1 protein-coding gene is annotated in these 13,745 nt (G+C 37.8%); it reads left to right on the plus strand.

Annotated features, from left to right (window positions below):
• The first annotated feature begins 231 nt into the window (after positions 1 to 231).
• Entirely contained in the window at positions 232 to 13,650 is a 13,419-nt protein-coding gene (locus D8837_RS05860; protein WP_125456485.1) for a mucin-binding protein, read from the plus strand.
• The last annotated feature ends 95 nt before the right edge of the window (positions 13,651 to 13,745 follow it).

A 13,745-nucleotide genomic window follows, 5' to 3' on the forward strand; every position in this document is an offset into this window, starting at 1 on the left:
AAACCTCCAGTAAAATTATACTTCAATTTATTATATCAAAAAAGCAAAAAAAATACCAAGATAAAGTCAAAAACAAAATAGTATATAAATATAAATAATATTAAAAAACGATTAATATATATATATATATATATAATTTTTTCTTTCTTGAACTGATAGCGTTTTTGTGATAAAATATATACTATGTAATTGTAATTCGAAGTTACATAAAAAAATATGGAAGTGAACATTATGTATAAATCAAAAAGACAAAAAAATAAATCTTTTGATTGGTATGGCTTGAGCCAACGTTTCTCTATTCGTAAGTATCATTTTGGTGCTGCGAGTGTGCTGTTGGGGACAGCCTTGATTTTGGGTGCTGCCCAAACGACTGCCAAAGCAGAAGAAACAGCTACTGAAAATAAAACAGAAGCTGTGGCATCTGCTCCAAAAGATGATAAGGTAAGTGAGAATGTCGCAAATGTGACGACACCAGCTCTTTCTGCTACGACAGAAGCGGCTGTAGTAGAAAAGCCGGCCTTGAGTGATGAGGAAGTTGCAAAATTAGCTGCTGAAGCATCTAAGAAAGATGAAAAAGTAGCTGAGACAGCTACAACTGAAAAAACAGAAGCAGCTGACAAAGAAAAAGCAACACTAACTGCTCCTTCAACTGACAAAAAAGCTGATAAAGCAGTTGATGAAAAGAAAGCAGAAAACCCAATTACTGCTACTAAAACTGTCCTTGAACAGTTGACATCTGAAGCAGAAGTATTGAACACAACTGCCTCAAATTTTGCGGATAAAAAGGCAGAAGATAAAGCTGGAAAAGAAGCAATCGCAACCGCAGTAGCTTCAGCTAAAGTCCAAATCGAAGCTTCTAAGAAAGCTCTTGCTGCTGGAGAAATTACGAAGCAAGAATTAGATGCCCAACTCCAACGTATTTCATCAGCCATCGAAGCAGTCTACGCAGAGATGAAACGTGCAGGACACATAGGTAAAGTTGAAGCGGTGTTGGCAGATCCAGCGACAAATGATAATAAATTAGTCGTTAAACCTGCGCAAGTTACACCAGTAGCAAACTACCAAAATGTTACCGAAGAAGAAATAGCTGAAATTATTCGTCAATTCCGTATTGCTAATCCAGATTTAACAGATGCTGATAAAATTCAAGTAAATGTTAATAGTAAAAGTAATCTAGTTGGGGAAACAACAGTTACTTTGGCAAATGGTCAAGAATTTAAGTTTCCAACATCAGAAGTAATTAAAGGATATACAGCAAATCGTAATACAGAACAATTGAAGAAATCTATTAACTGGTTTGACTTTGGCTCATCTAAAATTACTTATACAGATGGAACAAAAGTAGGTGAGATTAAGCACTTAGCTACTCCAGTTACTAAAGTTGTTAGAGACCGCTATGGTGTAGAGCAAACAGGGGTGTTTACGTACTATCGTGAAGTAACATACGCAGACGGTCGTAAAGGAACAACTTTAGATGATGAATGGTTGAAAAATGGTCCAGCTCGTTACTCAAAACACTTCTATAATGACGGACGTGCACAGAGTCAGAGTGGAAATGGACGTGTAGCTAGTTCTCAAGGAGAATTTTTCGAAGCTCTTCAAGAAGGAATGAAGTTTACAGTTAAAACCGCAGTAGAAGGGTATGAATTAACAGCTACTGTAACATCATTAGCACCTAAAAATGTAGCAACAAATCCATTTAAAGATTCAAATGGTAAAGCTTATAACGTGATGAATAAGGATCAAACATCTACTGGAAGAAGAGCTGGTGATCCAGTTGATGTCGTTTTGGCCTATCAAGATAAAACTTATTCTCATATGAAGCACGTAGGTCTATCTACTGATAATGAAGATGGAACTCCTCAGATGACTGCTTTCACGGCAGCATATGATAGTGCTAATGTAGGGGTGAATTTCTCACTTTCGGCTACATACAATAGCCGTCCTGTTGCAGTAAATGCAATTGCGGTAGATGCTGAGGAAGCTGGAGAAATTGAAGTTCTTCAATTTGAGACTGATGGAACGAATTGGGAACAATTTTTAGCCTTAAATAAAAATCCTAAAGGTGGAAATGGTCTTGTACCAATTAATTCGGAATTATTAGGAAGAAATGCTAATTCATTTGAAAAACCTGGATATAAGAGAACCGAATGGTTAAGTACTGATAAAAACGGAAATGTTTCTATGTATGGAACAAAATTATTTGGTCCAGCATGGACTACTATTGATAGTGGTAATGACTTACCAGTAGGATTAAGTCAAAATGTTTCTAATTTATCTATTTATATGAATACTCAAGGTTCTCAAGCGGGTACGATTGGATTTGTCATTTATGATGGGGGAGATGCTCCAGCCTCATATGGTTCAGCTCAACATTTCATCGGTAACCTTGTGAGAACAAACTCTGATGGAAGTAGTACAGTAGCTACTCAACCATATTTAGGTTCACAAAAAGGTGACCCTGATTTCCGTTCTGTTGAAAAAGAACCAAGTGGTGCTTGGGCGCTAGATGACTTGGTGAATACAGATAAGTATGAAAAGGTTGAACTTCAGAGTGGAAGAACAACTGTTACGAATGAAAAAGGTGAAACAGGTATTTACGAAATTCAAAGAAATGGAAATACCGTTATCCGTAAAGCAGATGGCTCAACAGTAGCTTTAAGACAAGATGATATCTTATCAGTCACTGATCCTAAGTCAAAATTGCCAATTAAAGGTATCTTTAATAAAGCTGAAGGTGTCATTGGTGTGGGTGTATTAGCCGATGAAGGAGAAGGTCAATTATTAGATCCGACTGTAGCAACGAGTTATGCATTACGTCAAGGAACTGCAAACGAATATGAGTTAAAAGGTGTCCGTGCAAATCCAGGGACTAATAATGAGAAAGCGTATATTCGTGGATGGGTTGACTTCAATAACAACGGTAAATTCGATTTATATGAAGCTTCTGAATTAGTAGAAGTAACAAAAGAAGGAACTTATACATTAAAATGGAAAAATACTCCTCAATTATTAGATACATCCGTTGATAATTTAGGTGTACGTTTACGTATTGCTTTAGATAAAGAAGATGTTGATTTACCAACTGGTGTTGCGTCTTCAGGTGAAGTAGAAGACTTCCAGACACACGTAGTTCATCCACCTCGTGGAACAAGAAATGAAACAAAAGACTTCCAAGGTAGAGAACAAAAATTAGATATTCGAACTACTGAATTGTTTACTGCAACAGGTAAAACAGAAGCTTCAAAATATACAGCATGGAACCAAATGGAACCAACAGTTGCTCCTAAGTTTGTATTAACTGAATCAGTTGTTGCAAGTGAAGAGCCAACAGCTAATACAAACGTGAACGTAGTAGATCCAGAAGGAACAACTGTTTATAAAGGTACAGAAGTAGTAGTAAAAGATAAACGAGGAAATACTTTAGGTACAGCAGTTAAAGTAGTAAATCCTTCAACAGGTAAAACTGAATACTACTTATCTAAATATACAGAATATGATACTGCTGGAAATAAAGTCGGGGAATATACTTTAAATAAAGCTGGAGAAAATGGGCAAAATATTAAAGATGCTTCGGGAAATTATCGAACAACGGTTGACTTTAAACCTGAAGCAGGATATGTAGGAACTGCCCGTGGAGCAGTTATTCGTGGTTGGGACCAAAACCGTAATTCAACTGGTTGGGACTTAACTGATGCAACTCTTAAAGAAATTTTAGCATCAGATCGATTAGCTGATAAGGATAAATTAACAGCAAATGTGAATAATGGATATAATGGTAACCGTACAATGGATGCTGTATATATTCCAACAGTAATTGATGTGAAACCTGTTGGTGAAGATGTAACTACTGAAAATATTCAAGGTGCTGTTCAAAAATCTAATCCAACAATTCCAGTTTATGGTACTGTAGAAACAGTATCAAATGACAAAGTTGAAGATGTTAGATATACATCTGATTATGTAATACTAGATAAAACTAAGAAACCAACTTTTGCAACTAGAAAAGAAACTCCAGGAAAATTATATACAGAAGATACAACTGTCGATAAGGAAACAACTCTTACACTAACAGATGGAACAACAGTCACATATAAACCAGCAGATAAAATTCCAGCTGGAACTAAGTTAGGGAATGTTTCATCACCAGTTTCTGTTAATGGTACAGGAAATGTAACTGTAAGTAATGCAAGGTTTACAACAGGGTCAGTGCCAGCAGGTTCGGTATTAGAAGGAGCTTTACCAACAGCAACAGAGGACACGACAGTAATCCGTAATGGGGCTAATGTAGTTGTGCCAGCAGGAAGTAAACTACAAGTAGGTGATGAACTTGTTACACCACTTAAAATAGCAGGTGGAGCTCAAATTACTACTTGGAAAGCTACTTTTGCTAAAGGAGATACGATTCCTGCGGGAACTCAAACTCGATTTGAAGGAACCCTAGTGAATGAAACTTCTGCAGATCAACTTGTTCCAAAAGGTGAAAGTATCACAATAAATGGTACTACTTATAATGCTAATAATGATACGATTCCAAAAGGAACTCGTACAGCTGCAACTTACGAAGACTTAATGAATGTGACTCTTCCAGATGCAGTTCATATTGATCCAGAAACAGGTGCAGTTGAGACTGTACATCGTCGTTATACTAAAGTAACTGACACAGAAATCGTTATTGAAAACGAAGGTACGTATACATTAAATCAAGATACTGGTGAAATCACATTCACTCCACATCCTAAGTTTGTAGGTACAGGTACAGGTGTAGTAAAACAACAACCGGATGTTGACTATAACGATAAAGTAGCAGGAGATACTGTAACAAGTAAATATGGTACAGACTACGGTAAAGCAACGTATACACCAATCGTTAAACCACAGTCAAAAGCATCTATCACTCGTACAATTCATTACGTATACGAAAATGATAATGACAATCCATCTAGTCAAGATTCATATAAAGATAATAATCCAATCCTAGCAATTGATAAGACACCAGTTACTCGTACACAAACGATCGACTATACTCGTGAATACAAGATTTTCTCTGAAGCAGGAACTACTGATAAGGCAATCACAACTGCGAACCAAGTTACAGATGCAACTGGGCATGTTTATAAAGTTGGAGATACTATCCCAGCAGGAACACAGTTCAACCAAGGTTCAATTATTATCGGTAAATGGACAGCTTCAAGTGATGAAAATTCTAAATTTAAAGAAATTATCTCGCCAACAGTAAAAGGATATACTGCTGAAGTAGTAACTGCTGACTTCACTCCTCGTGCAGATGGTAAGATGGGACACATCCACAATGGTAAACAACCTGTAGGATTATATACTCCAGTAGCAGATAATACCAAAGACGTTGGAGCGTACGAACCACTAGTATCAGAAGTTCGTTCAGACGATAAAGATGACTTCGATATGTATGTTGTTTACAAAGCTGATAAACAAAAAGCTAAAGTAACATACATCGACTTAGATGCTACAGGTGATGCTCGTATTCTTGAAGTTCAAAATGCTAATCCGGCTCCTTCAACAGGTGCAGATGCGAAAACAACTTACGGTGTTCCAGAACTTCAAGGGAAATCACATACGAAGATTCGTTATGAAACAGCTAAAACAATTAAGAAATATGAAGACCTTGGGTACGAATTAGTAACAGACGACTATACAAACAATACACAAGGTACAGCTATAGAAGGTGGACGTAAGTTCGATGACGATAAAGAAGTAGACCAAGCATTCAATGTTTACCTACGTCACAAGAAAGTTACTCGTAAAATTAAAGATACCCAAGAAGTAACTCGTACAATCGAGTACAAATATGCAAGTACAGATGATGTACCAGCAGATAAACGTGGAACTACAGCGGCACCAACAGTGACTGAAACACTTCACTTTGAACGTGACCGTACAATCGACTATACATTAGCTGCAAAAGAATATCCAACAGAATACGCTGCTTACAAAGCGGTGTTAGATAAGAGTGGATATGATTCTCCAGAAGAATACAAAGCTCGTGTAGTTTACTACGACCACATTACAAACAAAGCAATCGCAGCAGATGCAACAGATGCTCAAAAATCAATCGTTACATTTGGTCCATGGACTCCAGTAGGTGGAACATCTAACGATGCAATTACCTTATCTGATGCAGAAAAAGCAAAAGATGATAAATTCAACCTTGTTAACTCTCCAGAAGTGACTGGATATACGCCAGATAACGCTACTGTAGAAGCAACTGCAGCAATTGATGCAGAAGCAGATGACTACAAGATTACAGTTCTTTATACTCCAGTGGCACAAAAAGCTGTAGTTAAATTTGTAGAAGTAGATCCTACTAATACAGATAAAGTTATTACTCCAGGTCTTGCAGAGCCAATCTCAGTAACAGGTAAATCAGAAGCGGCTTACCCAGCTACAACAGCAACGTCAGTAACTGATAAGATTGCTGAGCTAGTTAAGAAAGGTTACGAACTTGTTGATAATGGATTCAAATCAACAGATAAATTCGATAAAGATGCTGCAGTTGATCAAGAATATGTTGTGAAATTCAAAGCTAAAGTAGTGGATATTCCATCATTTGATCCAACTAAACCATCAAGTAACGATAATCCAAAACCAACTCCAGGTGTAACGCCAATCGATCCAAATAATCCAGATGGACCAAAATGGACTGAAGCATTAATCAACGCTGTAAAAGTACAAGAAGAAGTAACACGTACTATTAAGTATGTATACGAAGACGGTACTCCAGTAGCAGAATCTGATTTAACAAGTGTGGCTGATAAGAAAGTCAAAACACTTAAATTCACACGTTCTGGTAAGATTAATGTAGCGACAGGAGAAATCACATACGGAGATTGGTCGGCTGATCAAACATTCGAAGTAGTAACTTCTCCAACACTTGAGAAATACACTGCAGCAGTTGCAGGTGTAACACCAGCAGTTGCAGATGTACCAGCGAAAACTGTAGCGGCTACAGATAAAGACTTCGAAGAAGTAGTAGTTTATAAAACTAAATTAATTACAGTTGATCCAAAAGCTCCAGGCTATAAAGAACCTAAGAAAGATGAGCCAATTAATCCAAATGATCCAAATGGACCAAAATGGACTGATGAACTACTTGCGAAATTGAAGAATACTGAAAAAGTAACACGTACGATTTCGTACACTTACTCAACAGAAGCAAGTGAACTAAATCAAGCTGAAAAAGATGGCAACAAAGCTGGAACGAATGTAGCTGATCCATTCACTACAAAAGTTAATTACACTCGTGTAGCTCAAGTGAACCCAGTAACAGGTGAAATCACTTATGGAGAATGGGAAGCTAAGGATAACGATACTACACTAGAAGGAAAATCAGAACTTCCGAAAGTAGCAGGATATGTAGCAACAGGAGATGTAGAGACATCAACTAAACCTGTAGAAAATGTAAAAGCAGAAGATAAAGATATTACGGAAAAAGTAGTGTACAAAGCACTAGGTAAATATGTACCAGTTGTACCAGAAGGATTCACTCCTCCAACAATTCAAGATCCACAATATCCAAATAATCCAGATGATCCTACAAAACCAGGAACACCAACAACGACAATTCCATACGTACCAGGAACTACACCAGTAGGACCAGATGGACAACCGTTGAAACCAAAAGATCCGAATGATAAGACTAAAGGATATGAACCACCAGCTCCAACTACACCAACAGGAGATACAACAATCGTTTATACGAAAGATGGTTCTCAAGTAGCTGTAACGAAATTTGTAGATACAACTGGTAAAGGATTAGAACCTTCAGTAGTTGATACAGGAGATACAGGAAAATCATTTACGAAAGATGCAGATGTAACTGCAGCAATCAATAAGATTTTAGCTCGTGGATATGAAAAAGTAGCCAATGTAAATGCAGGTGAAAAAGACTATCCATCAACAGCTGCTGAAAAAGTATTTGATGCTGATGCATCAACCAACCAAGAATATACAGTAACATTCAAACCGATTGTTAAAGATATTCCAACTGATCCAACAACTCCAGGTTATGTGAAACCAGAACCAGGTCAACCAGTAGATCCAACAAAACCGGATGGACCGAAATGGCCTGACTCTGTTAAAGACTTGAAGACTACTGAATCTGTAACACGTACAATCAAGTATGTATACGAAGATGCAACTCCAGTTCCAGATGCTAAACTTGGTACAGATGTTCCAGATAAGAAAGTTCAAACTCTTGAGTTTACAAGAACAGCTAAAGTTAACCTTGTGACAGGAGAAGTTGAATATGGAGCATGGACACCTAAGACAACTGATGGATTCGAAGCTGTAACAACTCCTACAATTGATGGATATACTTCTGCGTTAGTAAGTAATCCAACAACAAGTGATGTTCCAGCTAAGACAGTAACAGCTGATGCAGCGGACTTCGAAGAAGTAGTTGTTTACAAAGTAAAACAAATTACAATTGATCCAAAAGATCCAAACTTCGATCCAAACACGCCTGTAGATCCAAACAATCCTAACGGACCAAAATACAAAGATCTAAAACTAGCTGAAGAAGTTAAACGTACAATTACGTACACTTATGCTGATGATGTAGCAGATACTGCTAAACGCGGAACTAAAGTAGAACCTGACCACGAAACTACAGTAAGCTTTACACGTACAGCAACAGTTAATGCTGTAACAAAAGAGATTACTTACAGTGAATGGACGGCTAAAGATAACGATACAACTCTTGAAGGAAAAGCGACTGTCCCAGTTAAAACTGGATATGTAGCAACAGGAGATGTAGAAGCATCTAAGAAAGATGTAACAGGTGTTAATGCAACGGATAAAGATATTGTAGAAGCAATTGTGTATAAAGATTTAGGTAAATTTGTACCAGTTGTTCCAGAAGGATTCACTCCTCCGACAATTGAAAACCCACAATATCCAAATAATCCAGATGATCCTACAAAACCAGGAACACCAACAACAACGATTCCTTACGTACCAGGAACTACACCAGTGGGACCAAATGGAAAACCATTAACTCCGAAAGATCCTAACGATCCAAAACAAGGATATAATCCACCAGTTCCAACGAACCCTACAGAAGACACTACTATTGTTTATACGAAAGATGGTTCTCAGGTAGCAGTTACACACTTCATTGAAGTAAACAGTGAAACGGATAAAACTGAAAAAGGTGGAGTAGCTCAATCAATCGTTGATACTGGAGATACAGGAAAAGCCTTCACGAAAAGTGCAGAAGTAGAGAAAACTATCGAAGCTCTGAAAGCTAAAGGTTATACAGTAGTAGAAAACAACTATCCAACAGATGGTAAGTTTGATGCAGATGCAACAACTAACCAAGAATATAAAGTTCTTGTAACAGTTAAACCTGCAACGGTAAATCCAAACGATCCAACTCCGACTCCAGGAAAACCAATCGATCCTAATAATCCAACAGGACCAAAATGGACTCCAGAGTTAATCAAAGAGTTAGAAGATGGACGTAAAGAAGAAGTTAAACGTACAATCAAGTATGTTTATGTGGATGGAACAAAAGCTGCTGATACAAAAGAAGAAACTAAGAACTTCAGCCGTTCAGCAACAATCAACCCAGTAACTGGTAAGATTACATTCGGAGAATGGTCACCAGCTCAAACATTTGGAGAAGTAACTTCACCAGAAATTAAGAACTATACTCCAAATAAAGCGACTGTACCAGCATCTGAAGTAACAGCAACTGCTGAAGATATCAATGAAACAGTAGTTTATACTACAAAACCAGTACCATTAGATCCAACTAAACCAACAGATCCAAACACACCAGATGTTACTCCAAAACCTGATGACAAAGTACCAAACGATCCAAAAGGACGTACTTACAAAGAATTAGGATTAATCGAAGAAGTAACACACACAGTTCACTACAAACTAGCTGACGGATCAGATGCAGGTATCCCTGATAATGTCCAAACATTAACATTCACTCGTACAGCTGACTTAGATCCAGTAACAGGAGCAATCTCTAACTTCACTGATTGGAAAGCTAAAGATGACGATAAAACAATCGATGCTGTAACAACACCAAACAAACCTGGATATGTAGCTTCAGCTGCGACATCAACAGTTCGTGAAAATGTTAAAGCTACGGATAAAGATAGTGAAGAAACCATCATCTACCGTAAACTTGGTTCATATGTACCGGTAATTCCAGAAGGAGTAACGCCTCCACCAGGAACTGATTTAACACCAAAACCATATGAAAACCCAACTAATGAAGATCCTACAAAACCAGGAACACCTACTGAAACTCCAGTAGTACCATACATCCCTGGAACAACACCAGTAGGACCAGATGGTAAACCATTAACTCCGAAAGATCCTAATGATCCAACGAAAGGATATGAAGTACCAAAACAACCAGAAGATCCAACTCAAAATACTACAATCACGTATGTGAAAGATGGTTCTCAAGTTGCTCTAGTTCACTTCATTAAAGCTGATGGAACTGCTGTTCACGTATCAGTTGCAGAAGCAGGAGACACAGGTAAAGCAATCAAGACAACAAACATCGATAACGCTAAATCTGAATTAGAAGCTAAAGGTTATGAAGTTGTTGCACCTACAGATGCAGCTTACACAGCAGAACGTGTAGCATTCTACGCTGATGCAAATCGTACATTCGATGATAAAGATGACAAAGGTAATGATGGAATTAGCCAAGTTTATTACGTAATCGTTAAAGAAGGAATCACTCCAATCGATCCAGATAAACCGCTAGATCCAAACAATCCAAATACAACTCCAAAACCAGGAGACAAAGTACCTGGAGATCCAAAACAACGTACATTTGAACAACTAGGATTACTAGATGAAGTAAATCGTACAATCAACTACAAATATGCAAATACTGATAAAGTAGACGCTGATAAACGTGGTCAAGAGGCTCGTCCAACTGTAGAACAAAAACTTCGTTACTCTCGTAAAGGTGACCTAAACAAAGTAACAGGTGAAATCACTTATACTTCTGATTGGACAGCACCACAAACATTAGCAGAAGTAACTTCTCCAGTTATCGAAGGATATGTTGCGGACATTAAAGCAGCTGAAAAAGTAGAGAACGTTGCTCATGATGCAGCTGATTCAGTAGTAAACGTTGTTTACTCACCACTAGGTAAATATGTACCAAAAGTACCAGAAGGTTTTGAAGTTCCAAAAGTTGAGAAACCTCAATATCCAAACGATCCAACAGATCCAACTAAACCAGGAACACCAACAACAGTGATTCCTCACGTTCCAGGAACAACTCCAAAAGATCCAAATGGAAATCCACTGAAACCAGTAGATCCAAATGATCCAAGTAAAGGATATGTTCCACCAACACCTGAAAATCCAACAGAAGATACGCAAATCACTTATGAGAAAGATACTCAAAAAGCGAAAGTAACTTATGTAGTAGAAGGAACAGGAACAGTACTTCATACAGATAACCTAAAAGGTAAATCTGGAGAACCGATCGACTACAGTACAGTAGCTAAACTTGCTGAATTGAAAGCTCTAGGATATGATCTAGTAAGTGACGGATTCACAACTGCTACAGATAAGAACTACGATAAAGATACGAAAGTAGATCAAAGCTTCGTAGTAACTGTTAAACCACACGTTGAGCCAATCAAACCAGTAGATCCAGAAAATCCAAATGATCCAAATAAACCAAAACCAGGTGATCCAATCGATCCAAATAACCCTGATGGACCAAAATGGACTGAAGATCTAATTAAGAAGATTGATACAACTCGTCACGTTAACCGTACAATTAAGTATGTTAACGAAAAAGGTGAGGAAGTAGCTAAGAAAGTAACAGATAAAGTTACATTCACTCGTGAAGCTAAGATCAACGCTGTAACAGGTGAAATCACTTACGGTGACTGGACAGCTAAAGATGGAGATACAACATTTGATAAAGTTGAATCACCAGTAGTTAAAGGCTACATCCTGAAAGATGCCAAACAAAAAGAATTAGCAGCTACAACAAGATTAACTGCAGATTCTAAAGATGAAAACATCGAAGTTGTCTACACTAAACTTGGTTCATGGGTACCAAAAGTACCAGAAGGTTCTACACCAGTTCCTCCGGTTACGTATCCAAATGATCCAAACGATCCAACTAAACCAGGAACTGATAAACCTAAAGTGCCTTATATCCCAGGAGCTACACCAGTGGTACCAAAAGATCCAACTAAACCAATTAGTCCGGATAACCCACTAGTTCCATTAACACCAGTAGCTCCAAACGATCCAACTAAAGGATATGAAGTACCACCAGTACCAACAAATCCAAGTACAGATACACCAATCTACTATGTAACTGATAAGCAAAAAGCTATCACAAACTTTAAAGATAAAGGTGGTAAGGTAGTATCTGATCCAGTAGTAGATGAAGGTGATTCAGGATCTAAATTTACTAAGTCTGGAGATGTTGAAAGTAAGATTAAAGAACTTGTTAAGAAAGGTTACATTGTAGAAAGCAATGATTACCCTTCTGCAGATAATGATAGAGTATTCGATAAAGACAAAGATAAAGACCAAGTCTTTAACGTGGTAGTTACTCCACTTATCGTGCCAACAAATCCAAATAATCCTGATAAACCAATGGTGCCAACAGATCCAACAAAACCAGTGAGTCCAAATAACCCACTGAAACCTGTAACACCATCTACACCAGAACCAGGTAAACCAGTATTCCCTGGAGATCCAAACAGCCCAGTATGGCCAAATACTGTGAAAGATCTTGTAACTGAGAAATCAGCTACACGTACGATCAAATATGTAGATCGCAACGGAAAAGAAGTTTCTGAAACTCGTGTTGAGACAATCAAGTTCACTCGTGAAGCGAAAGTTAACTTAGTAACTGGTGAAATCACATATGGTGAATGGACAACAGATCGTAACGATGATATCTTCAACGGTTACCAAGTACCAGTTGTGAAAGGATACATCGCTAAAGCTGGTGATCTAGAATCATCAACTAAAGATGTACAAGTAACTCCTGATACAATCAAGGATATCAATGAAACAGTGATTTACGATAAGTTAGGTTCATGGATTCCAAATATTCCAGGAACACCAACAAATCCAATCACTTATCCAAACGATCCTAAAGATCCAACGAAACCAGGAACAGATAAACCTAAAGTACCTTATGTACCAGGATTTATCCCTGTAGATCCAGAAGGTCAACCATTGAAACCAGTTGATCCAAATGATCCAACAAAAGGATATGAAGTACCAGAGGTACCTGGGGATCCAACGAAAGATACACCAATCAACTACATTCCTAAGGANCCTAAACCAAACCCAACTCCTTACCCAGGACCAAATCCTGCTCCAGCTCCTAAACCAGAGCCAAAACCAAATCCAGAAACTCCAAAACCTGTAAAACCAGCAGATAATGGAGATAACAACGGAGACAATAATGGAACTCCAACAACTCCAGCTCAACCAGCAGAGCCTTCTACACCTCAATACATGGATGGTCAACGTGAACTTCCAAATACAGGTACAGAAGATCATGCTAGCCTTGCAGCACTCGGACTTCTAGGAGCCCTAAGTGGATTTGGATTGATTGCTCGTAAGAAAAGAGAAGATGAAGAATAATTAATTTGATTTTCATTAAATGCTAACTTGCAATCAAATACAGAAAGAACTTGAGATTTATTATCTCAGGTTCTTTTCTTTTTTTGAAAATGGTA

Source organism: Streptococcus mitis (assembly GCF_003942965.1).
Classification (GTDB): domain Bacteria; phylum Bacillota; class Bacilli; order Lactobacillales; family Streptococcaceae; genus Streptococcus; species Streptococcus mitis_BH.